19 protein-coding genes are annotated in these 21,977 nt (G+C 55.4%); 10 read left to right on the top strand and 9 right to left on the bottom strand.

Annotated features, from left to right (window positions below; translation table 11 throughout):
- Positions 1 to 56: 56 nt before the first annotated feature.
- The gene (locus tag VFA09_00810; GenBank protein HZU65791.1) at positions 57 to 488 is read right to left on the bottom strand and encodes an Hsp20/alpha crystallin family protein; all 432 of its coding nucleotides are present in this window, start codon (positions 486 to 488) and stop codon (positions 57 to 59) included.
- A 340-nt stretch (positions 489 to 828) separates the two neighbouring features.
- Complete coding sequence (locus tag VFA09_00815; protein HZU65792.1) at positions 829 to 1,035, bottom strand: hypothetical protein; 207 nt, start codon at positions 1,033 to 1,035, stop codon at positions 829 to 831.
- Between the two features lie 368 nt (positions 1,036 to 1,403).
- On the opposite strand from VFA09_00815, the gene VFA09_00820 reads away from it, so the two are divergent.
- Positions 1,404 to 1,904 (top strand): hypothetical protein, encoded by a 501-nt coding sequence (locus VFA09_00820; protein HZU65793.1) that lies wholly within the window; start codon positions 1,404 to 1,406, stop codon positions 1,902 to 1,904.
- 64 nt (positions 1,905 to 1,968) lie between these two features.
- Here the strand turns inward: VFA09_00820 and VFA09_00825 are convergent, their stop codons facing one another.
- The gene (locus VFA09_00825) at positions 1,969 to 2,964 is read right to left on the bottom strand and encodes a hypothetical protein (protein HZU65794.1); all 996 of its coding nucleotides are present in this window, start codon (positions 2,962 to 2,964) and stop codon (positions 1,969 to 1,971) included.
- A gap of 348 nt (positions 2,965 to 3,312) precedes the next feature.
- Between VFA09_00825 and VFA09_00830 the strand changes: the two genes are divergently transcribed.
- The 4 genes from VFA09_00830 (at position 3,313) to VFA09_00845 (ending at position 9,546) form a co-directional block, all read left to right on the top strand.
- On the top strand, positions 3,313 to 4,074 hold the full coding sequence (locus VFA09_00830) for a beta-ketoacyl-ACP reductase (GenBank protein HZU65795.1): 762 nt from the start codon (positions 3,313 to 3,315) through the stop codon (positions 4,072 to 4,074).
- An 11-nt stretch (positions 4,075 to 4,085) separates the two neighbouring features.
- Positions 4,086 to 5,690, top strand: coding sequence for a glutamine-hydrolyzing GMP synthase (gene guaA, locus VFA09_00835; GenBank protein ID HZU65796.1), 1,605 nt, complete (start codon positions 4,086 to 4,088; stop codon positions 5,688 to 5,690).
- A gap of 5 nt (positions 5,691 to 5,695) precedes the next feature.
- Complete coding sequence (locus VFA09_00840) at positions 5,696 to 6,523, top strand: NUDIX hydrolase (GenBank protein HZU65797.1); 828 nt, start codon at positions 5,696 to 5,698, stop codon at positions 6,521 to 6,523.
- A gap of 149 nt (positions 6,524 to 6,672) precedes the next feature.
- The gene (locus VFA09_00845; protein HZU65798.1) at positions 6,673 to 9,546 is read left to right on the top strand and encodes an FHA domain-containing protein; all 2,874 of its coding nucleotides are present in this window, start codon (positions 6,673 to 6,675) and stop codon (positions 9,544 to 9,546) included.
- Here the strand turns inward: VFA09_00845 and VFA09_00850 are convergent.
- Genes VFA09_00850 through VFA09_00860 form a run of 3 tightly spaced genes read right to left on the bottom strand, consistent with a single transcriptional unit; the run spans position 9,543 to position 11,328 of the window.
- Positions 9,543 to 10,370 carry an SDR family oxidoreductase gene (locus tag VFA09_00850; GenBank protein ID HZU65799.1) on the bottom strand — a complete coding sequence of 276 codons (828 nt, stop codon included), beginning with the start codon at positions 10,368 to 10,370 and terminating at the stop codon, positions 9,543 to 9,545. The genes VFA09_00845 and VFA09_00850 overlap by 4 nt on opposite strands.
- Positions 10,371 to 10,386: 16 nt before the next feature.
- The gene (locus VFA09_00855; GenBank protein ID HZU65800.1) at positions 10,387 to 10,857 is read right to left on the bottom strand and encodes a MaoC/PaaZ C-terminal domain-containing protein; all 471 of its coding nucleotides are present in this window, start codon (positions 10,855 to 10,857) and stop codon (positions 10,387 to 10,389) included.
- Positions 10,858 to 10,875: 18 nt separating this feature from the next.
- On the bottom strand, positions 10,876 to 11,328 hold the full coding sequence (locus VFA09_00860; protein ID HZU65801.1) for a MaoC family dehydratase N-terminal domain-containing protein: 453 nt from the start codon (positions 11,326 to 11,328) through the stop codon (positions 10,876 to 10,878).
- Positions 11,329 to 11,590: 262 nt separating this feature from the next.
- Between VFA09_00860 and VFA09_00865 the strand changes: the two genes are divergently transcribed.
- Positions 11,591 to 12,058 (top strand): PaaI family thioesterase, encoded by a 468-nt coding sequence (locus VFA09_00865; protein HZU65802.1) that lies wholly within the window; start codon positions 11,591 to 11,593, stop codon positions 12,056 to 12,058.
- 8 nt (positions 12,059 to 12,066) lie between these two features.
- Here the strand turns inward: VFA09_00865 and VFA09_00870 are convergent, their stop codons facing one another.
- Positions 12,067 to 13,704: an ABC-F family ATP-binding cassette domain-containing protein gene (locus tag VFA09_00870; protein HZU65803.1), complete on the bottom strand. Its 1,638-nt coding sequence runs from the start codon at positions 13,702 to 13,704 to the stop codon at positions 12,067 to 12,069.
- A 531-nt stretch (positions 13,705 to 14,235) separates the two neighbouring features.
- On the opposite strand from VFA09_00870, the gene VFA09_00875 reads away from it, so the two are divergent.
- Both VFA09_00875 and VFA09_00880 read left to right on the top strand, forming a co-directional pair.
- A complete protein-coding gene (locus tag VFA09_00875) occupies positions 14,236 to 15,156 on the top strand; it encodes a hypothetical protein (protein HZU65804.1) in 921 nt (306 codons plus the stop codon).
- A 13-nt stretch (positions 15,157 to 15,169) separates the two neighbouring features.
- Positions 15,170 to 15,580 (top strand): TIGR03667 family PPOX class F420-dependent oxidoreductase, encoded by a 411-nt coding sequence (locus tag VFA09_00880; GenBank protein HZU65805.1) that lies wholly within the window; start codon positions 15,170 to 15,172, stop codon positions 15,578 to 15,580.
- Between the two features lie 38 nt (positions 15,581 to 15,618).
- On the opposite strand, the gene priA is transcribed toward VFA09_00880, so the two are convergent.
- Together priA and mutL are read right to left on the bottom strand one after the other, a co-directional pair.
- Positions 15,619 to 18,222, bottom strand: a complete 2,604-nt coding sequence (gene priA, locus VFA09_00885) for a primosomal protein N' (protein ID HZU65806.1) — start codon at positions 18,220 to 18,222, stop codon at positions 15,619 to 15,621.
- Positions 18,222 to 20,297 carry a DNA mismatch repair endonuclease MutL gene (gene mutL, locus VFA09_00890; protein HZU65807.1) on the bottom strand — a complete coding sequence of 692 codons (2,076 nt, stop codon included), beginning with the start codon at positions 20,295 to 20,297 and terminating at the stop codon, positions 18,222 to 18,224. Before mutL ends, priA begins: the two co-directional genes overlap by 1 nt.
- Positions 20,298 to 20,517: 220 nt before the next feature.
- On the opposite strand from mutL, the gene VFA09_00895 reads away from it, so the two are divergent.
- Both VFA09_00895 and VFA09_00900 read left to right on the top strand, forming a co-directional pair.
- On the top strand, positions 20,518 to 20,928 hold the full coding sequence (locus tag VFA09_00895) for a hypothetical protein (protein HZU65808.1): 411 nt from the start codon (positions 20,518 to 20,520) through the stop codon (positions 20,926 to 20,928).
- A gap of 166 nt (positions 20,929 to 21,094) precedes the next feature.
- Complete coding sequence (locus VFA09_00900; protein ID HZU65809.1) at positions 21,095 to 21,976, top strand: 4-hydroxy-3-methylbut-2-enyl diphosphate reductase; 882 nt, start codon at positions 21,095 to 21,097, stop codon at positions 21,974 to 21,976.
- Position 21,977 lies beyond the last annotated feature (1 nt).

Genomic DNA, 21,977 nt, shown 5'->3' on the forward strand with positions numbered 1-21,977 from the left:
TATCTACCTGCGCATATTCTGATTCATTATTCCCGCATCACAGAGCGCCTGACCACCTAAATTCTTAATTTTGGCAAATCGACCCAGAGAAAACCATTTTCATAGCGTGCAGTGGCAGCATCGGCGTCGATAGGCGCGGGAATAAATACCTCCACCCGGAATGGGCCATAGCGAATCTGCGCCTCGTGATAGTACAAATTAGCATCATGTTCGTGGTCGTCTAGCCGTTCGCCACTGACCACAAGGGCATCCTTATAAAGAGTAACCTCGATATCTTCTTCTTTCATTCCCGCCAGTTCAATTTTCACCGTCATCATTTCTGCCGATTCGTGAATATCGGCCAGCGGCCTCCACGTCACCGAACGCTGGAGAATCGACTGCTGACTCTGCCGCAAAGCATCTTGCAAGAGTTGACGATAATGACGCTCCAGTTGCTGCTGTGACCCATCCGCGTAACGATAGGCCACATACCGATAGCGCATACGCATGGTTTGTTACCTCAAACCTGAATAATGTAGGGGCCGGTTTACCGTACACACCGCCGATTGATCGGCCTTGTGAGGCGGCGGGACTGGTGCGTTCAATCCCATTATCGACCTCCTGTGGAACGATCCCCGGCCCCAATTGTTTAAGTACTCGACGTAATAGAAAAAGGCAAAGGATACAAAGTTTTAGCGATTTCAATCCCTCAATCGGGCAAGCAACCAGATAGCCTCTTTGTATCTCTTGCCTTTCCCAGTGCTGTATGGGCGGCCCATGTGAGCGCCCGAACTTTCATTACCATACCATGGTGTACTATGGGCGCTCACATGGGCACTCTACAATTGATTACGGTAATGGAAGGTCTTTTTCACCCTCGGCAAGGGCTTTCTGGCATTCCGGGCAGAGATATTCAAATTCGGAATGGCTATCCGAAAGCACATCACTCTGGATGATACGAGCATAGCGTAAGCGAGTGGCCTTCCCACATCTCGCGCAATTGACGTATGTTTCCGAGACGGCGGCACGTCGGGTTCCAAGAACATCTTCCTGCATGACCGACACCTGCCTTTCTTTTCTGTTTCAAGGTAGAGACGCAATAGATTGTACCCGCCTGAGATTACTCCCTGACGAGGGCATGACAGGCAAACCTACGCCGGGCAGAGTAAACCCGTGCCGGGTGGAGCAAGCTCGCGCCCCTACTGACCATACGAATAGCTAGTTGGCAAGAAAACAAGCCGGGGGGTTCCGCGATGGAACCCTTTTGATTATGGCACGAGATACATGAAAATGCAAGTTCCAGAGTTACCCCTTGCGAGCACCATGCGATTATGCTACTATGTTTATAGAGTCATTGTTCCTCATAGGCGTTCACTATTGTAGCGCGTGATTGCTAGCTAGTACCGAGGGTGAACAAAAACGAGATGATCACGCAAGCAATTAAAAACTGGCTACGCGGACTATTCGCCTGGTGGCCCTGGAAAAAATCTCCTCAAATCACATACACTCCCGCCATCAGTCCTCTCAACAAGGGCTTATCGCAAGGATCCGCTTCGAGATCAGCGATTGATGGATTTGCACCCCAGGCTGGTATCACGCCTCGCCTCTCGACCGTTGAAGAGTGGCCCGAACGTGTCGTCCAACCGCAAACATATTTTCCCGATGCGAGTACGCATCCCGAAAGACCTCTTCTTCCGGCCCCGCCTCCATCGCCGTCCAATGAGCAGCCAGAAAAGAAGCAAGCGGGCGATCACAAAGATACGCCCCTACATGAGTCGCCCCCGGCAGCAAAAGAACCTGCCCGGCCCATACCTCCCACACCAGAGCAGCAGCTGGAATTTCTACAGTATCTTGTGAAGCGCGGTATTGTCAACGAGGGCTTCGACGAAGGCAAAGAACCAGAACAATATCGAAGAAATAAGTAGGTTCGCACATGGAAAATTCGACCGGGCGCTACCCGGTCGAATTTTCCATGTGCGAACCTACTTATTAGCTATTTTCGGCTCGCGTGAATCCCTGTTGTTGCGCCTCTTCCTCCGAAGTGAAGTAGACCAGGTCTTCCACGCCTTCGAGTGTGGTTCCCGTGGGATAGTAGAAACGCGTGCTGGCAACGCCTACGAATGAGGCATCCTCGTTCACGATCATCTCTTCCACATCGATCACCGGCTGGGTCGAGACAGCCGTGCCAATATCATCGACGCGCCGAATCTCCCCTGCTGGCGGCTCGGAGCTTGCGGCGCTGCCGGCACCGTTCCACCCATGCGACTGGGGCAGTTCGATGCTCTCATCCTCGGCCAGTTCTTGTAGTTCAACGCGCCGCCGCACGAGGCGGTAGGTAATAAACGTCGCCGCCAGCAGGCCAACGCCAAAACCAACCAGTGCCCAGAAGCGGCCTCTCCGCTCTCGCACAGGGTGTAATAACTCCTCGCCTCGATCTAGCGCCTCCCTGGTGGCCGTTTTACCGCGTTTGGCCAGCTCTTGCATGACCTGCCCCCCGCGCTCAGCTACATCCTGGGTAGCCTTGCCGCCACGCTCAACGACATCTTCGAAAATCTTGCCGCCACGCTCAACGATTTCCTCCGTCAACTGGCCTCCCTGCTTGAGCAAGCCCTGGCTCCAGTCGATGCCGGATTTACTCATCTCTTTGAGCAGCTTGCGGCGCTGCCTGGTCTCCTCGCGCACCGCCTTGCGTAGTTGCTTTGATTGCGCCTCCAACTGCTTTGCCTGCTGGCGCAACCGTTTCACCTGCTGGATGACCCGCTGGCGGCTCTCGGCCGTCAGTTCTTCCAGGCGATTGACCGCGTCTGCCTGTAAGTCGCCTGCGTTCTCCTGCAGTCCTTGAGCCACCTCCGGCAGCTTCTGCGAGCGCTGGCGCAGACGCTCTAAGGCATTGTTTATAACCGGACTTGCCAATGTGTAACTAAGTAAAGCCCAGCGCAGCCAGCGATTGGCAGGCTTCCCTGAATGTTTCTGTTCTGTACCCATGCGACATGCTCCTTCTCTTTTCATCCTGCCTGGCCGCAAAGCACTCAGGCAAGTAGATAATTACCATGGGATTCTGGCAGGAATTGCTCTGATTTGCCGGGACAGCTACCCTGCCACTATATCTTCTTTTCTCTAAACACCGGCTAGAATACAGCTAACAGTATGTCAGGTGCGAGCGCGCCATGTCAAGGTTCCACACCCTGTGATATACTCAATAAGAAGCATGGCACTGAAACGAGGAGTCTTTGCCCTCCTGGTTAAGTGGTCGTGAAAATTCATTATCGGTCTCTTGAACCGTATTATTTCGTCATATCTTATAGTCGAAATGACAGAAAGGGTGAATCATCTATGGGACGGCTTGATGGGCGTGTCGCTTTTGTCACCGGCGCCGGTCGCGGCATTGGAGCCGCAACAGCCTTGCGACTCGCCGAAGAAGGCGCTCGCGTCGCGCTCGCGGATATCGATACCGAAGGATGCCAGCAGGTCGCGGTCGAACTCGACCGTCTTGGGTCCGAAGGCCTCGTACTACGCTGCAACGTGGCCGATAGCGCCAATGTACAGGACGCGGTCGATCAAACTGCCGCCCATTTCGGGCGCTTAGACATCCTCGTCAATAATGCTGGCGTGATCCGCGATAACCTGCTCTTCAAAATGTCGGAAGAGGACTGGGACACCGTCATGAACGTCCACCTCAAAGGCGCGTTCCTGTGCAGCCGTGCCGCTCAAAAATACATGGTGCAGCAGAAATATGGGCGCATCGTCTCCCTATCCTCCACCTCCGCGCTTGGCAACCGCGGGCAGGCCAACTACTCGTCCGCCAAAGCGGGCTTGCAGGGCTTCACACGGACGTTAGCCATAGAGCTCGGCCCATTCGGCATCACCGTCAACGCCGTCGCCCCTGGCTTCATCGATACCGAAATGACCCGTTCAACTGCTCGTCGCCAGGGACTCGATCCCGACCAGGTGATCGCCGAGGCCTCGAAGGTGATCCCCGTGCGGCGCGTCGGCCAGCCGCGCGATATTGCCAACGTCATCTGCTTCCTCGCTTCGGATGAGGCCGGCTTTGTCAACGGTCAGATCATCTATGTCGCGGGCGGACCGCGTAGCTAAAGAGGTACACTATGCAGCCCTCGCAGCGCCGCCAGGCCATCATCGTCCTCGACTTCGGTTCGCAATATAGCCGCTTAATCACCCGCCGCGTGCGCGAATGCCACGTCTACAGCGAACTTGTGCCTGCCGGCACCACCCTCGCGCAGTTGCAAGCGAATCCACACCTGGACATCAAAGGCTTCATCCTCTCCGGCGGCCCTGCCAGCGTCTATGATGAACATGCGCCAATTTGCGACCCCGCCATTCTTCACAGCGGTTTGCCCATCCTGGGTATCTGCTATGGCATGCAGTTGCTGGCACAACAACTCGGTGGACACGTCGCGCCTGCCAGCGGGCGTCGCGAATATGGCCCCGCCACCCTCTCGCTGCTGTTCGACCCCAACACCGACCCCCAATTCTATCGTATTTTCGACGGCATCGATGCAGCGAGAGAACTACCCGTATGGATGAGCCACGGCGACAGCGTCGACATCCTTCCCGAGGGCTTTAAGGTACTTGCGCGCACTGAAAGCAATCCTATCGCCGCTACCGGCAGCGCCCAGGGCATCATTGGACTCCAATTTCATCCCGAGGTCACGCACACGCCGCAGGGCAAGGACATCATCCGCAACTTCCTCTATCGCATCTGCGGCTGCGAAGGCAACTGGACCACACAATCCGCTATCGAAGAGGCTATCGAACAGATTCGCCGCCGCGTCGGCTCGCAGCGGGTCATCTGTGGACTTTCCGGCGGCGTCGACTCCGCGGTCGCGGCCCTGCTCGTCCATCGCGCAGTTGGCGATCAACTCACCTGCATCTTCGTCGATACCGGTCTGCTGCGCGCCGGCGAGCCGGAACAGGTCGTAGAGACCTTTTCGCGCCACCTGCATATCCCGCTTGTCGCCGTCGATGCCCGCCGGCGTTTCCTCGACCGCCTGCAAGACGTGATCGACCCCGAACAGAAACGTAAGATCATCGGCGCAGAGTTCATCCGCGTCTTCGAAGAGCAGGCAAGCCTCCTCGCCGAAAAGGGCGGGCCGATCCCATTCCTTGCGCAGGGTACGCTCTATCCTGATGTCATCGAAAGCACCAGCCATGATACCGCCTCCACCGCTGTGCGCATCAAAACGCATCACAACGTCGGCGGCCTGCCGGAGGACATGCAACTGAAACTCGTCGAACCCCTACGCCTGCTCTTTAAAGACGAGGTACGTGAAATCGGTCTGGCGCTGGGCCTGCCCGAAGACTGGGTATGGCGACATCCATTTCCCGGTCCCGGCCTCGCCATTCGTATTATAGGTGCCGTCAATGAAGCGCGCCTGGAAATCCTGCGTGCCGCCGATGCCATCGTCATCGACGAAATACGCCGTGCCGGCATCTATCGCGAGTTGGGCCAGGCCTTCGCCGTCCTCACCCCTGTGCAGAGCGTCGGCGTTATGGGCGATGGTCGCACCTATGCCAACCTCGTCGCCATCCGTGCCGTCACCACCGGCGACTTCATGACCGCCGATTGGGCGCGCCTCTCGCCCGACCTGCTCGCTCGCATCTCGCACCGTATCGTCAACGAAGTGCCCGCCATCAACCGTGTCGTCTACGACATCACCTCCAAGCCCCCGGCCACCATTGAATGGGAATAGCCGGCATGCTCGAATTTGAAATCCTCGCCCGCGGCCTCTTCTGCCAGCACGAAGTGCAGATTGCCTACAACCCATCGCTGCGCATGCCCATCGATTCATCGGCGCAGGCGCAAATAGATCAGCTATGGCAGCAGCAGCTTGCCATAGCTCGCCAGCAGCAATTTCCTCTCTTCGACGCTCCTTTATTTCGTCTTGTACATGTTGCGGTACACGGGGGAATCCTGCATCTCACCCTTGGCGACACGACCTACAAGGAATATACCGCCAGCCGCCAGCCAGCTTTCATGCGGGGCTATAGTCGCGAGCAGTTGAGCAACCCGCTCGCCGTGTGTTCGGTGGTCGAAACCGGCGACGGCTTCATCCTCTACGAACAGCGCCAGCATGTTGCCGTTCATGCCGGGCGCTATCACGTCATCGCCGGCTTCTTTGAACGCAATATGGATAGGGATGCACAGGAAAAGCCCGATCCATTCGCGGCCATGCGACGTGAGATGCGCGAAGAGACCGGTATCCAGCCTGCCGATATCGCCGAACAATATTGTCTTGGCGTCGTCTACGATATCATCAATCCGCACGCCGAACTCTGCTTCCTGACACGTCTGCATATCCCGCTGGAGGAGGTATTGACGCGCACGCCTGAAGATAATGAGATCAAGCAATTGCGCTCACTCGCCGTCACCCCAGAACGTTTACGCGCATTTCTCCTCGAAAATCACGGCAATATCTCGGCGACGGGCGAGCCGAATCTGCTGATGTATGGTGGGTGGAAGTATGGCGAGGGGTGGATGGAAGAGGTGATGGAACAAGTTGATATTCCTGTGTGGAATGACTAGCCTCTTTTGAGATCGCTTACACAATCTTTTGCTTATATGGTACCTGTTGCCATAAATGATATTTTCTAGTAAAATTGCAGACACAAGAGATCGGTGCCTTTCGAGCCTCCTTTCAGCCGATCATACTTATAGCCGGTGGGAGATCGCGTGTGAATAACCAGAATATGCCGCCTTCAGCTCAGATCACCATACTAACAGGTCCCCAGGTGGGTACCAGCTTTCAGCTCACTAAATTGACTATGACAATTGGTCGTGATCCATCCAACGATATTGTCATTACCGATCAGTCTGTCTCTCGCTCCCATGCTCGTATCGTGTATACTCCCTCGGGATGGAGCATTGAGAAACTGGCGAACAATAACTCCCTCACAGTAAACCAGCGCCAGGTGCAGCAAGCGTTCATTCGTCACAACGACAATATCGGTCTTGGCGGCATTATCTCCTTTCTCTTTCTTTCAGCCAGCCCGAGTTCTTCTAGTGGAGGGCCTGATGGCGGCTATAGCTTATCCCCTTTCTCTCCTGCTGTGCCGGTACCGGCGCTCACCCCGGCTCCTGTCCGCAGTTCATCCGCTCCTCTTCCACCCGCGGCCCAGGAGACATTGTTCACGCAGCGAGCACCACAGGATGGCGCTGGCAGCGTCAGCGTTCCCACACTCGAGATCAGCACGAATACCTCACGTGACAGGCAGCGTTTTCAACTCGTCAAGCCCGTCATCTCCATCGGACGCGACCCCAAAAATGATATTGTCATCAACGAACCCATCGTCTCCGCCTTTCACGCCCAGATCGTCCGCCAGGGAAGCGACCTCGTCCTCGTACATCCGCATCCCCAGGCCCGCCAGCAGCGCACCCTCAACGGCATGCTCTACCAGGGTCGTCATATTCGCGGGGATGAACAATTCAGCAAAGTCCTCACGCGGGGAGATATCTTCCGCATCGGTGATGAGAATGGCACGCTTGTGACCCTGGGCTATAATGATGGCAGCGGAGCCTTGCAGGAAGCGCTGCCCGAAATTCACCCCATCGCTTTGGGAGCGCCGGTCATCACCATTGGCCGCCACTCGGATAATATGGTCGTTCTCAAACATCCCCAGGTTTCGGCGCATCACGCGCGTTTGCAACACATACCCGGTGGCTACCGCATCATCGACCTGGGCAGCACCAACCATGTCTATGTCAACGGTCAGCGCGTTTCCAGCCAGAACCTCAATCCGAACGACGAGATACGTATTGGCCCGTTCAAGCTCATCTATACTGGTACCCAACTTACCCAGGTCGACGAAAGCAACGGCATTCGCATCGATGCGCTGCACCTTAAGAAGACCGGCAACAATGGGACCATCCTGCTCAACGATATCTCGCTGGTGATACCACCCAGGAAGTTTGTAGCCGTCGTCGGCGGTTCCGGCGCCGGCAAATCCACCCTGATGGATGCGCTCAATGGACTGCGACCCGCCACCGAAGGCAAGGTCCTCTACAACGGCCAGGATTACTACCGCTCGCTGGCCGCCTTCAGCACGCAACTTGGCTACGTGCCGCAGGATGATATCGTTCATCGCGACCTGACCGTTGAGCGCGCGCTTTACTACGCCGCGAAAATGCGCCTGCCCGAGGATTTCACTGAAGACCAGATTCGCCAGCGTATCAACGAGGTGCTGGCCGATGTCGAAATGGAGGACCGTCGCAATCTGCTGGTCAGCAAGCTCTCCGGTGGTCAGCGCAAGCGCGTCTCCATCGCCCTGGAATTGCTCGCCAAACCCAGTATCTTTTTCCTCGATGAACCCACTTCCGGCCTCGATCCCGGCCTTGATCGCAAAATGATGTACCTGCTACGCCGCCTTGCCGACAAGGGACACACCATTGTGCTGGTGACGCATGCCACCAATAACATCAATACCTGCGATTATGTCTGCTTCCTGGGCGCCGGTGGCCGCCTGGTCTATTACGGCCCGCCGGACGAGGCCAAGAAATTCTTCAATAAAAGCGACTTCGCCGAAATTTATGGCGCGCTGGAGCCATCAAAGAATAACCCGAATGTGGCCGAAGAGGCCGAGAGAAACTTCAAAAACTCGCCTGACTACCAGAAATACGTCGCAGAACCACTACGCATGGGACCCGCCGGCCGTACCAACGTGCTGGGACAGGCAGAACTGGCAAAGCCTGCCAAACGCGGCGATCCCTGGAAGCAGTTCCGGTTGCTTTCTCTGCGCTATATCGAACTGCTCAAAAATGACACTGGCAACCTGCTCATCCTGCTATTGCAGGCGCCCATTATCGGCTTCATTTTGTTGCTCATCATCACGAACGCGCTCAAGTCAGGTACCGGTGTTTTTAATAGTGCCAATTTTACTTCCCTCAACCCTAATGCAGCTGACGCGCAAAAAGTCTTATTCGTAATGGCATTTGCCGCCGTCATGTTCGGCTGCATCAACGGCGCGCGTGAAATTGTCAAAGAGGCCGCCATCTACCGCCGCGAGCGGGCCGTGAACCTGGGCATCCTGCCGTACATGTTTTCCAAGATTGTTGTGCTGGGCGTCCTGTGCCTCTTCCAGAGCGCCGTCCTGGTCTTCATGGTCAGCCTGGTTACTCACATGAACTCAAGCATCTTCCTGCCACCGCCTCTGGAACTCTACATCACGCTCGCCCTCACCTCGCTGGCCGGGTTGATGATCGGCCTGACGGTTTCTGCCGTGGCACCCAATAACGACCGCGCCATGAGTTTTATCCCCATCATCCTCATTCCCCAGGTAATCTTCTCAGGCACCATCTTCCCGCTCACCGGCGGCATCATGCAGTTCCTCGGCCTCTTCTTCGCCGTTCGCTGGTCCATGGCCGCGCTAGGCTCAACCATCGGCTTGAACGACCAGAATATCCTGACCGGCGACAAATTATTAGGAGATAATGCTGTCTATCACAATAGCGCCGGTTATCTTTTTCTCGTCTGGTTCGCCCTGATTGTGATGGTGGTGGCGCTGGGTTTTGCTATTGCTTATTTCTTGAGGAAGAAAGATGTTCGGGTTTAGAGCGCCCGTCCACCCGTCACTTCCAGCACGATTCCCGAAACATAATTTGATAAGGGTGAAGCCAGGAACAGGATCGGACCAGCCGCTTCCTCCGGTGTGCCAGGACGGCCCAATGGGATGAGCATCGGAGCGAACTGGCGCATCTGATCGGGTACGCCCAGCGCGATCTGCTCTCCATCGCGCTCGATCTTCTCGGCGCTCTCTTTCGCGGCTGTCAGGCGCGTTTCAATGAAGCCGAAGCAGACGCAATTAACCTGCACATTGTAGCGTCCCCACTCCTTAGCCAGCGTTTTCGTCAGTCCCGTAATGCCGGCTTTTGCCGTGGAATAGTTGACTTGCCCGGCATTACCGTAGACACCCGAAACCGAGGAAACATTGACCACTTTGCGCGGGTTTGCTCGCCCATTGGCCTCCATCTCTTTTTTTGCTGCTTCACGGATGAACTTTGAAGCCTCGCGCAGAATGCGAAACGGAGCCGTCGTATGCACATCGATCATCGCATACCACTGCTTGTCGCTCATGTTCTGAATGACGCCGTCCCACGTATAACCGGCGTTATTGACGATGATATCGATGCCCCCGAAAGTATCCAGCGTCGCACCAATGAGCTGCGCCGGAAACGCCGGATCGGTCACATCGCCGGCTACGACAATAGCCTTCCCGCCTGCATTGCGAATAGCGGCCGCGGTTTCTTCTGCCGGCGCGGGATCGAGATCACTGACCACGACCGACGCGCCCTGTTCTCCAAATAATCTGGCGGTAGCCGCGCCAATGCCGCGGCCAGAGCCGGTGATGATAGCTGCTTTGCCATCAAGCATGCCCATGATATGTGTGTCTCCTTTATGGTCGGTGTGGCAGCGCCGCCACAAATGTGCCTGTCACTTTGACATCGCCATTTTGATCAACGGCCTGCACTTTTCCGGCGATGCGTGCCTCGCCATCGGCCTCGTATTTCTCGGTGATCTGGCCGGTGCAGGTGATCTCGTCGCCGATGCGTGTCATGCCGCGGAATCGCACGCCAAATTTGCGCAGCGCGCCCGGTCCCACATAGTCGCTAAGCAGCTGCCCCACAAAGCCCATAATCAGCATGCCGTGAGCAATAATGCCGCCCGTGCCGACCATTTCTCCAAACTTGGGATCGGTGTGCAGGGGATTGAAATCGCCGGACGCGCCTGCATAACGCACGAGTTGCAGGTGTGTGACCGGAGCTTTTACCAGCTTCGGCAGGGCATCGCCTACCTCCACATCTTCATAATAGCGTATGGTTGCTCCCTGGAAACCACCTGTCTTTTCTTGAGCATTGGTCGTCATCGATTACCTCCAGATCTCCTATTCGCGCACAACAATCACGGTACGGGCTTTCAATACAGCCTGACCGTGCTGATTCGTATACTGCGTCTCGGTGGTGATGATATCCATCGAGGAGCCGCCCTGGCCCTGGCGCGATTTGCCATCCACCACGGTCATCACGCCCGTCAGTGTATCGCCTGGATAGACCGGAGCCAGGTATTCATACTCCTCTTCGCCATGCAGGATACGCATCACGTTGATGCCCAGGCTTGACAGGTTGCCGCCCATCTTCGCGTTGCCCCAGAACGTGAACGTCGTGGGCGAGGTAGGGTACAACGGCGTATCAGCATATCCGGCCGCCTGTGCCGCCTCACGACTGAAATAAATCGGATTATCGTCCCCAATAGCGAGGGCCAGTTCACGAATTTTGCCTCGCTCGACCTCGATAGTGAATGGGGGAAAGCTGTAACCAATCTTACTTTTATCAAACATACGCGATACTCCTTCTTTGCCGGGTAGGGAAAGTTACAAGTGCATTTCCACTTGACCTTTACGAGTTTCGTGATATCCTTTCTCCTACCAGCAGGGTCGGACACTTTCCCGAACCCGTTTGGATTGAAACACTAACAACAGTATCTCGTTTACAAGATGGGATTGTCAAGGGAACGGTAGCTTGCCCTCGTCACATATAATAGAGCATTACCTGCCTGGCACAGCAGGCTTAACATTCAACAAGAAAGAGGATTACACAAATATGGATATTTCCAGCGAAGCAATGGTAGCTCATATCAATAGCACGCGCGAAGGATCGGTCTGGGATGTGCTTGATATTCAGCTAGTCTTGGCCGAAAAAGATAAAGTGGTTGCGACTATGCCCATCGGCCCCAATCATCGCCAGCAGGTCGGCTACCTGCATGGTGGCATTTCGGTAACGCTGGCCGAGTCGGTAGCATCGCTGGGCACAGTACTGAATATCGACGCCAGCAGGCAGATGGCGTTTGGATTGGAGATCAACGCCAACCACCTGCGGCCCAAACGCGAAGGACAACTTACGGCCGTCGCAACACCAATACATCGTGGTCGCACCACGCATGTCTGGGACATCAAGATCACTGATGAGAACGACAAACTCGTCTGCGTGTCTCGCTGCACAGTCGCCGTCGTAGATCGCCCTCCCGATAATCTCAATTCGCTACCCAGGGATATGCCCAGCTTTGGCTGATCGAGTTTCTACTCCATATGTCTCCTTTCAAAGTAATACGAGAAATTCCCTGGATAGAGACGCACACGGCCATCCTCGCCGATGGCCAGGATTTTCGTCACGATCTTATCCAGGTAATAGCGGTCGTGCGAAACGGTCAGTATGGTGCCGTCGAATTCCTGCAATGCCGCCTCCAGTACCTCGACGGATGCGATGTCCAGGTTGTTCGTCGGCTCGTCCAGCAGCAGGAAGTTGGCGTCGGTGAGCATCAGCCGCGCCAGTTGCAAGCGACTCTTTTCTCCGCCGCTCAAGCGTTGGATGGGTGTATGGATATCCTGGTAGGAAAAGAGCAGTCCGCGCAAGAAACTGATGGCCTGCGGTTCATTCATCGCTTTCAGGCGACGAATGAAATCGAGCGGCGTGGTGTCAAATGGCAGCGTCTCCTGCTCCTGCGCGTAGTAGCCAACAACCACGCTGGCCCCGATTTTCACGGAACCGCTGTCGGCAGGCAGCATACCAAGCATCGTCTTCAGCAGCGTCGTCTTGCCACTGCCATTGGCTCCCACAATACCGACGCGCTCGCCATAGGTGAGCGTGAAGTCAAACGGCGCGAACAATACGCGCCCATCATAGGACTTGCTCAAGCCTTTCACTTCCAGCACCTTCTTGCCGCTGCGGTCGGCATCGAGATTTACCTTGATCTTATCGCGTACCAGGATCGGCTTATCCACAGCCTCCTGCTTCGCCCGCTCAATCCGCTTCACCATATCTTCAGCACGGCCCGCGAACTTGTCGTTCAATTTGGCCCAACCCTTGAGACGATGCATACTGACCTCCAGGCGTTTGATCTCATCATGCTGTATGGTATACAGTTCGTATTGCTTGAGCAGCCGCCTCTGCCGCTCCTCAAAGTAATAGCTATAGTTACCCGCGTACTCCGAGATTTTGCCGTCTTCCAGCTCAAAGATTTTCTTGACGGCTCTATCAAGCAACTGCCGGTCGTGAGAGATAATCATCACGGTGCCAGGGTAGCTCTGGATGTATTGTTCCAGCCACGCCTTAGCTTCCAGGTCAAGATGATTGTCTGGCTCATCGAGCAGCAGCAAATCTGGCGTTTTAATGAGGATACGCGCCAGGTTGACGAGTTTCTTTTCACCTCCGCTCAGCATACCCACTTCGATATCGTACCAATCGGGGCCGAAACCCAGGCCGTGCAAAACAGCTTCGACCTTATGTTCGAGCGTATAGCCGCCCAGGACCTCGAAGCGCTCCTGCGCTCTGCCGTACTCCTCCAGAATGGCGGTAAGGGCTTCCTCGTCCCCGGCGATCTCCGGGTCGGCCATTTTTGCCTCGAGTTCGCTCAGCATCTCCGGCAGGGCGACGAGTTCCTGCGTCACCTCTGAAACCGCTTCGAAAACGGTCTTATGACTCTGATTATGGTCTACCTCCTGCGCAAGATAGCCGATGGTGAGGTTCCGGCGGCGCGAGATCGTACCGCTGGTAGGGTCTTCAAGACCGGCGATCAATTTAAAGAGCGTCGATTTGCCGCCGCCGTTTTCGCCGACGAGTCCAATGCGCTCACTCTCCATAATTTCCAGGTCGATGTCCCGGAAGATGGGGTTGCCACCATAATCTTTGCTCACTTTTGAAAAATTGACTAAAAGCATTGCTCATTCCTTTTCTTTCTGCCTGCATTTTTTTGCGCAGACTGATCATTGACCAGACGACAAATTGGGAAAAGATGTGCAGCTGAGAAGCTGTTAGCCGGTGACAAAAGCAATGCTTTGGAGAGTATGGTGAGCGTGAGTGTGCTTAGAAGTGTTTGATTGGGGAGAGCAGTAGACACAAACAATACAGCAAAGACTTTCTACTCAAGCTCGCTTGAGTAGAAGCTGCGGTAAGGCATCGGCACCACTTTCCGCCGCATAAGCAAATGTGCCCGGCTTATGCGGCGAAACCATGTGACATGTGTTTATTCGGATGGTCGGCTGCTGCCAGCAAGTACGTGAGCTGGCAGGTGTTCTTCTTGCTCATGCAGCAATAGTAACATGAGATTGAGGGTAGAGTCAAGGCTTTTTAGTAGTCACAGAGCGACATGAGTTAGCGCACCTTAGCCCATCAGTAGTAATGTTCTCGACAGGCCATTTCCGCTCTGCTATACTGCTGGCAGAAAGAAACAATAGGGGGTCTTGTTTGAGATGGCAGGACTATGGGATAGTATCTTGAAGCGCATGGTCAAAACCTATGCGCAGCACTTTACTGACTGGTTGATGGCGGAAGCCACATTCGTACGCACTTTAAATGTTGAATTACAAAGCCAGCCGCTCTTCGTGGACGCATTGATTGAAGTTGCTGCCTATGGAGAGCCTGGACTGTTACTGATCGAGTTTCAGTCGTATCGTGATCCTGAGATGGGGCGGCGCCTGACCGAATATAGCATCTCAGCATCTCGTGAACACGATCATTGGGAAGTGTATCCGTATGTGATTTACCTGCGCAAGGTCGGGGAAGTAATTCAATCACCCTATATTCACAGGCACCCCGATGGACGCGAAGCGTATCGTTTTTACTTTAACGTGATACAATTATGGGAGATACCGGCCGAGTTCTTCTTTCGCCACGGGTGGTTGGGTTTACTGCCCCTTGCCATTTTGAGCAAAGGCGGCAAGCAGCCAGCAGTGGTGGAACAGACAATTGAGCAACTGACTGGGGCACAGGAATATGACCTGCTGGCGCTCACTCGCTTGCTGGGTGGGCTGGTGTTCAAAGAAGGCACGGACGAAAGCGCATGGTTCAAGAGGAGGTTTCACATGTTCCAGGATATTTTGCGTGAATCTTGGGTCTATAAAGAAATCGGACAGGAATACTTTGAGGAAGGTCGCGAGGAAGGTCGCGAGGAAGGTCGCGAGGAAGGTCTCATTCGAGGGAGGCAAGATATGCTCCTGGGCTACGTCCAGAAAAAATTCCCGGAGATGGCATCGTCTGCTCAACAACAGGTTGAGAAGCTCATGGATGCCCAGGCTTTGCAACTCCTCTTCTTCAAACTGGTAGACGCTCAAACTGCTGAGGAAGCCAGGCAAATTCTCTTGAACCTGGACCAGAATCACAACCACCACTAAACTGGAGTCTATAATGTCAGATCAAATACACCCTAAAAATGCTCATGTTGACCAGCGATTGCGCAGTGATCTCATCATCTGGCTCACGACGGTGCGTCCTGATGGCCGGCCGCATATGGTAGCCGTGTGGTTTCTCTGGGATGGCGAGCAGTTCCTGATTTTTAGCCAGCCCAATACTCAGAAGGTGCGCAACCTGCGTCATAGCTCGCATGTCACGCTGGCTCTGGATAATACGGACGGCGGCGAAGATGTGATTGTCATTGACGGCGAGGCCGAGTTACTCACCGACCCGGATATCAATGCGACATTGGCCGCGTACAAGCAAAAATATGCCGCGGATTTCAAAGAAATGAACACGACTGCTGAGGAAATGGCGAAGAGCTACTCGCAGGGCATCCGCGTCAGGCCGACGAAATTTTATTAGAGCTATCTGTTTGCCTTGCGCTCGCCAGGGGGCCAGGGTTACATCGTACTCACCGGATCGATGTCTACTTCCCAGCCAGGAGTATCGATTACCCTCAAGAGAGGATGCAGGTCGGGGCCGCGCGCGATCATCTGCCAGCGATATTTGCCTCGTATCCGCTCCATAAGGGCGGGAGCCGGTCCAACGGTATCAGTTTGTGCCAGCCCAAGCCGCTCGATCCATTGATCTAGCTTCTCACGTAGCAACAGTGCTTCGTTCTGCGAGCGGCGGCGGTTCTCGTGACTGTAGGTGAACTTGACGAACTGGCGAAAGGGCGGATAACCGTAGCGGCGGCGCACATCGATTTCAGCCTCGTAAAATTCATGGTAATTGTGGCGTGAGGCGGCATCGATGCAGAAGTTTTGGGGATTGAACGTTTGAATGATTACGCGCCCGGCCTCCTCGCCGCGTCCCGCCCGCCCCGCCACCTGGGTGAGTAGCGTGAATGCGCGTTCAGAAGCCGCGAAATCGGGCAGCATAAGGGCAATATCTGCTGAGATAACCCCGACAAGCGTCACTCCCGGCAAATCAAGCCCCTTGGCAATCATCTGCGTGCCAACCAGTATATCTGCCTCGCGATTGGCAAAGCGATCAAGCAATTGCTCGTGGGCGCGGCGGTGTTTAGCCGTATCGCGATCCCAACGCAGCAACCGCGCTCCGGGAAAAAGACGCGCAATCGTATCCTCCACTTTTTCCGTCCCCAGGCCAAAGTAGCGCATGCTCACGCTGTTGCACTGCGGGCAGATGTCGAGCACCTTGCCTTGCCCATTGCAATAATGGCACAGCAGAATGCGTTCCGTCGAATGATAGGTCAGCGGCACATCGCAGCGGTCACACATCGCCACGTAGCCACACTCCCGGCACAAGACGCAACTTGCCGCCCCGCGCCGGTTCAGATAAAGAATGGCCTGCTGTCCCTTATTCAAAACCTGTTCCAACTCGTCTTGCAAGCGTCGGCTGAAAATGCTGGTATTGCCCGCGTGCAACTCGCCGCGCAGGTCGATCACTTCAACCGGGGGCAGCGCTGCTCCGATGCGGTTGCGCAACTCGACCAGGTGATATTCTCCGCGTTCGGCGCGGTAGAACGATTCTACAGAAGGCGTTGCGCTACCCAGTACGACCGGTATGCGCAGGATATACCCCAACCTGATGGCGACCTCGCGCGCATGATAGGTCGGGCGGCGCTCATTTTGTTTGTAGGCCGGCTCGTGTTCTTCATCCAGGATGATGATGCCCAGGTCTGATACCGGCGCGAAGAGGGCGGAACGCGAGCCGATCACTACATCGACCTGCCCCGCCCGGATGCGCCGCCATTCGTCGTAACGCTCCCCAGCAGTGAGCGCACTGTGAATAATGGCAACGCGCCCAGGAAAGCGGCCCGCGAAGCGCTGGATTGCCTGGGCCGTCAGCGCTATTTCCGGCACCAGCACAATGCCGCGCTTGCCCCTGGCAATCACATCCGCCAGGGCTTGCAGATAAACCTCTGTTTTGCCACTGCCAGTAACACCATGTAGGAGGATGGGCCAGTGTGGGTGAGCATCGCTTTGCTCTGCCAGAATCTGCTCTAATGCTTCTCGCTGATCTATTGTTAAAGGAAGTGGCGCGCTGGCCGGGATGACGCGGCCCATGAGAGGATCGCGCGCTACCTCGATTTCTTCGATGGCAATGATATGCTGGTCTACCAGGGTTTGCAATTGTTTAGGAGTCAGGCCGCTGGCTTTGCAGAGCATACCCGGCGTCCAATGTGCGCTCATCCCAGGCTCACTTTTGTCGTGTTGCAGCAGGTTGACCGCGGCCAGCTGGCGCTGTGCTAGCAAGCCCGCGCGATTCTGGGGTGTGAGCGTGAGCGCGGTAGCAGAACCAGGAATGGCCCAGGGATCAGGCACGCTTTTTTTAGGACGACGGCGCACGTTATCTGACGCCATCACAATCTGTCCGGGTTCAGGCAGGCTTGCCTGCAACATAGCCTCTGCCTGTCGTTTCCAGGAATCGAGCGGCTCGCCCTGCGAGATGAGCCGCACGATTCGCTTGCGACGAGTGCGCGTGCGTGGTGCATCCAATTGTGGTTCACGCTCGATCAGGCCGCTGGCCAGCGCCTCCTGCACAACCTCCCTGGCGCGTTTCTGACCAACCATCTCGCGCAGGCGTTCGATGTCCAGTTCTCCATCTGCCAGCAGCAGGCCGATCAGCGCCTGCAAGCGACTAAAGGCTCGCTGCGCAACCTCATTGTGCTCCACATCCTCGCTTTTTATCAGGTGCAATACAACTTTCGAGCGCTGTATCAATCCTGGCGGGAGCATCATCAGCGCGACCTGCGCCAGGGGCGTGACATAATATTCGGCCATCCATTCTGCCAGCGCGCGCTGATGAGCCAGCAAAGCCGGTTCGGGATCAAGAATGGTCGAGATAGGACGTAATTTTTCATCTTCATCCCTATCATCCTCCACGCTCCATACAATGCCCTCGACCAGCCTGTCTCCGTAAGGGATGGCAACCAGTTGCCCGGCACACAGTTCTCCTTCTAGTTCACCCGGAACGGAATAGCTGAGCAGGGGTTGCTCGCTATTCCAACTGGCCGCAGAGGTCAACACGTTCCCAAGCACTAGCGTCTCCCAAATTCGCGCTCTAGCGCGGATAGACTGAAATGCACCATCGTGGGCCGACCATGGCAGCAGCTATAGGGAGCCTTCGTATGTTCCAGTTGCTCGATCATCTCACGCATCTCACTGACCGTAAGAAAATAGTTGGCTTTGATCGCGGCCTTGCATGCCACGTTCGCCAGCGCGTGTTCCTGCCATGTGCCGGCATGTCCCAGGTCCTCCGGCGCGGTCAACTCGGCCAGCAGTTCGCGCACTGAGCGCGCATTTATCTGCTTGATAAGCACACTCGGCACTGCCTTGACATGCAGCGTGCTGTCATCGCGCAGCTCCAGCGAGAAGCCAATCTGCTCCAGGTCTTGCAGGTGGTCTTCAATCGCTTCCATCTCCTTCGGAGCCAGGTCAAGCACAACAGGTGTAAGCAGCAGTTGCGAGAGAGACGTATGTGACTCAAGTGCTGCTACCATGCGCTCCAGTAAGATGCGTTCGTGCGCGGCATGCTGGTCAATCAGGTACATGCCATCGGGTCCCTCGGTCACAATATAGCTCTGCGAAAGCTGTCCAACAACGCGCAAGGGCGGCAGGTGACGAGCCTGGAATAATGTACCGGCATTCTCTGGCGGCGCTGCTGTATGTGCGCCTGTTTCCCAGGAAAGTGCTGTATTGTCCATCTTTCCAGGCTCAGGTTCTGACGTAGCTGCCACAGGCAGATTCGCCTGCGGGCCATTTTGAGTAGACTCAGATTGCGCGGGTTCCGGTCTATGTACGTGGCTCTGCCACAATCTCGATAACAAAGGTGGCTTCGTACCCGTCTCCTCTTCGGTAACAGTAAGCCAGGGATTATCCTGCGGATAAGCCGGTACATCCTCAGTGCCAGGGCTGGAACCAGGCTCAGCCTCACTATCAATGCTGGAATCTTTGGTAGCGTTCAAAGGTGCAGTAAATTCGGCTTCTACACCGGCATCTTCTATGGCGCCGATTGCCGTCTCGCTTCTCTCGATCTCATCATCCACATTGATGCTGTTTCCCCGCACGTTGGCAAGATTTCCACTGCCCCATTCCGGTATCGCTGCCTCTTCCAGCACTGCTTTTCGCACGGCTCGCAGGATGGCGGCATACACTCGTTTCTCCCTGAGGAAACGAATCTCGGTTTTGGCGGGATGAACGTTGACATCGATCTGTGAGGGATCGAGCGCAATGTTAACGACGGCGATGGGATGGCGCCCCGGCAGCAGCAACGAGTGATACGCTTCCTCGACAGCGTAGCTGAGCATGCGGCTGAGCACCCAACGCCGGTTGACGAAGAACGACATGTGCTGGCGCGTGCTTTTGTAACAGGCGGGGAGACTGGTATAGCCGGTGACGACGGGCCGTTCGGGGTCCTGGTCCTTCTCGGTGCCATCAAGACTGCTGATAGGAACCATTTGCTCGGTAACCTGCAAACCATAGATTTCGATCAGCACACTTGAAAGTTGTCCATCACCGGGCGTCGCGAAAATAGGCCGTCCCTCACTGTAGACGCTGAAACGAATTTCCGGGTATGCCAGCGCGTACTGCTCGAGCAGGTGATGGCAATGGCTGATCTCTGTGTTGCGGCTCTTCAGAAACTTCAGACGCGCCGGAACAGCACTGAAGAGATTGCGCACGGTGAGTGTCGTGCCCTCTGGGGAAGCAGCCGTGCTGACTTCCGAAATGCGCCCGTTAGAGGCGCTTACCTGCGCGCCATGCGCATCTCCACGATGACGGCTCAGCAGCGTGACTTCGGCTACAGCAGCGATGCTGGCCAGGGCCTCACCTCGAAAGCCAAGCGAGCGAATATGTTCCAGATCATCAATCTGAGCAACCTTACTTGTCGCGTGTCTTGCCAGCGCCAGCGGCAACTCTTCCGCCGGAATACCGCAGCCATTATCGGTAACGCGGATAAGCTGCAATCCGCCATTCATCAAATCGACGCGAATCTGCGTGGCTCCAGCATCGATGCTGTTCTCTATTAACTCTTTCACCACGGAAGCCGGTCGTTCGACGACCTCCCCGGCGGCGATTTTGGCGGCAACATCAGGCGCAAGCTGGCGTATCGGCATTTGGGTCAGACTCCGTTTATGGGTATAATGCTTCTGTATGTAAGAACGAGTGTTCAGGGATTATTATAACATAGCGGGGTGGTATTATACCCTCCCCTCATCTGCTTTCCCCATCAAAAATAAGGTAATCACCTGATGATATACAAAGCCATATGCGCTAGTATTAAAGTGTAACCTGAAACCAAACTCAAAAGGAAACCATAAAGCAGGGGAGAAATCGTTGACGACGCAACACTTTGTACCAGAGGTAGTCTCGATTGCTGACGCTTGCCTGGGTGGGCTGCGTGGCCGCTCCGCGCTTTTGATCGGGCCGCAGGAACTACGCCGCCCATACGCATTGTTGTTGCAACAAGCAGGCATGAAGCGCATCTACCAGGAAGATACACCCGAACGTATCTCCTCATTATTGCCGCAAGTGCAGTTGCTAATGTATATTCCCATCGCTCCGGGACTGATCACCGCCGCGGCCATAGCGCGCGGCTGCGTCGGACGCCATACTCCCCTGCTTATCTTCGACCTCGCCGCCTCTACCTCAATTGAAGAGATGGTCGGCCTCCTGCCCGCCGTCTGCCTCTACACACCCGACGATATTCGCTCCATTCTCTCCCAGGCAGAAGTGCCAATTTCTTAACGGCGTGATACAATAAAGTAGGTTTTTCAAGAATTGTCTCGTAGTCATTGTATGGGCGTATTCTTGAGGTCGCCCTCCGATATCTAGCACCCTTGAGGCCGTCCTCAAGCGGCCCTTTCATAATGCAATAGCGCAGGTATGGTCTGTTTATCGTATTGAGGAATATATGGAAGTCATCAAAATATCTCCGCGTGGTTATTGTTATGGCGTAGTTGATGCATTGCAAATAGTTCGTAAAACGGCGAAAGACCCGCAACAGCCCCGCCCGATCTATATCATCGGACAGATTGTGCATAATCGTCACGCGATAGAAGAACTCACTGCCCTCGGTGTGATTACACTGGATGGGCCCGACCGTGCCAGCATCCTGGAACAGGTCAAAGAGGGTACCGTCATTTTCACCGCCCATGGTGTTTCTCCCCTGGTAAAGCAAAGGGCTCGCGAGCGCGGGCTGAATTGTATCGATGCCACCTGCCCCGATGTTACCGTGACGCACGATCTCGTGCGCGACCTGGTGGCAAAGGGGTACTATATCCTCTATATCGGCAAAAAAGGCCATCCCGAACCAGAAGGCGTCCTCGGCGAAGTGCCAGGCCATATTAGCCTGATCGAAAACGAGGCCGATGTCGATGCCCTCGCTCTCACACCGCAGCAACAGGAAAAACTGGCTATCTCGACACAAACCACGCTCTCACAATGGGACACACGCCGCGTCATCGCGTATATTAAAGAGAAGTACCCGCACGCGGAGGTACATATTGATATCTGCGCCGCCACGCAGAGCCGCCAGGAGGCGGTCGTGGCGCAGGCCAAAGGCGCCGACCTGACCATCGTCGTCGGCGACCCGCGTAGCAACAATACCAATCGCCTCGTACAGGTATCGGAAGAACTGGCAGGCGTTCCGGCTGTGCGCATCGAGGATATCTCGCAACTGAAAACAGAATGGCTGCAGGGCAAAAAACGCGTTGCCGTCACAGCCGGTGCCTCGACTCCAAGCCAGTTGACGCGCGAGGTGATCCGCTTTCTTGAGCAATACCGGCCAGACTAAA

The sequence above is a fragment of the Ktedonobacteraceae bacterium genome, assembly GCA_035653615.1.
Taxonomy (GTDB): Bacteria; Chloroflexota; Ktedonobacteria; order Ktedonobacterales; family Ktedonobacteraceae; genus DASRBN01.

Coding starts and splice junctions, on each gene's coding strand:
- VFA09_00870 (HZU65803.1), bottom strand. CDS start 13,704: ATGCTTTTAGTCAATTTTTCAAAAGTGAGCAAAGATTATGGTGGCAAC.
- VFA09_00810 (HZU65791.1), bottom strand. CDS start 488: ATGCGTATGCGCTATCGGTATGTGGCCTATCGTTACGCGGATGGGTCA.
- VFA09_00825 (HZU65794.1), bottom strand. CDS start 2,964: ATGGGTACAGAACAGAAACATTCAGGGAAGCCTGCCAATCGCTGGCTG.
- VFA09_00860 (HZU65801.1), bottom strand. CDS start 11,328: ATGTTTGATAAAAGTAAGATTGGTTACAGCTTTCCCCCATTCACTATC.
- VFA09_00820 (HZU65793.1), top strand. CDS start 1,404: ATGATCACGCAAGCAATTAAAAACTGGCTACGCGGACTATTCGCCTGG.
- mutL (HZU65807.1), bottom strand. CDS start 20,297: ATGCCGATACGCCAGCTTGCGCCTGATGTTGCCGCCAAAATCGCCGCC.
- VFA09_00830 (HZU65795.1), top strand. CDS start 3,313: ATGGGACGGCTTGATGGGCGTGTCGCTTTTGTCACCGGCGCCGGTCGC.
- VFA09_00880 (HZU65805.1), top strand. CDS start 15,170: ATGTCAGATCAAATACACCCTAAAAATGCTCATGTTGACCAGCGATTG.
- VFA09_00855 (HZU65800.1), bottom strand. CDS start 10,857: ATGACGACCAATGCTCAAGAAAAGACAGGTGGTTTCCAGGGAGCAACC.
- VFA09_00875 (HZU65804.1), top strand. CDS start 14,236: ATGGCAGGACTATGGGATAGTATCTTGAAGCGCATGGTCAAAACCTAT.
- VFA09_00815 (HZU65792.1), bottom strand. CDS start 1,035: ATGCAGGAAGATGTTCTTGGAACCCGACGTGCCGCCGTCTCGGAAACA.
- guaA (HZU65796.1), top strand. CDS start 4,086: ATGCAGCCCTCGCAGCGCCGCCAGGCCATCATCGTCCTCGACTTCGGT.
- VFA09_00865 (HZU65802.1), top strand. CDS start 11,591: ATGGATATTTCCAGCGAAGCAATGGTAGCTCATATCAATAGCACGCGC.
- VFA09_00900 (HZU65809.1), top strand. CDS start 21,095: ATGGAAGTCATCAAAATATCTCCGCGTGGTTATTGTTATGGCGTAGTT.
- VFA09_00840 (HZU65797.1), top strand. CDS start 5,696: ATGCTCGAATTTGAAATCCTCGCCCGCGGCCTCTTCTGCCAGCACGAA.
- VFA09_00850 (HZU65799.1), bottom strand. CDS start 10,370: ATGGGCATGCTTGATGGCAAAGCAGCTATCATCACCGGCTCTGGCCGC.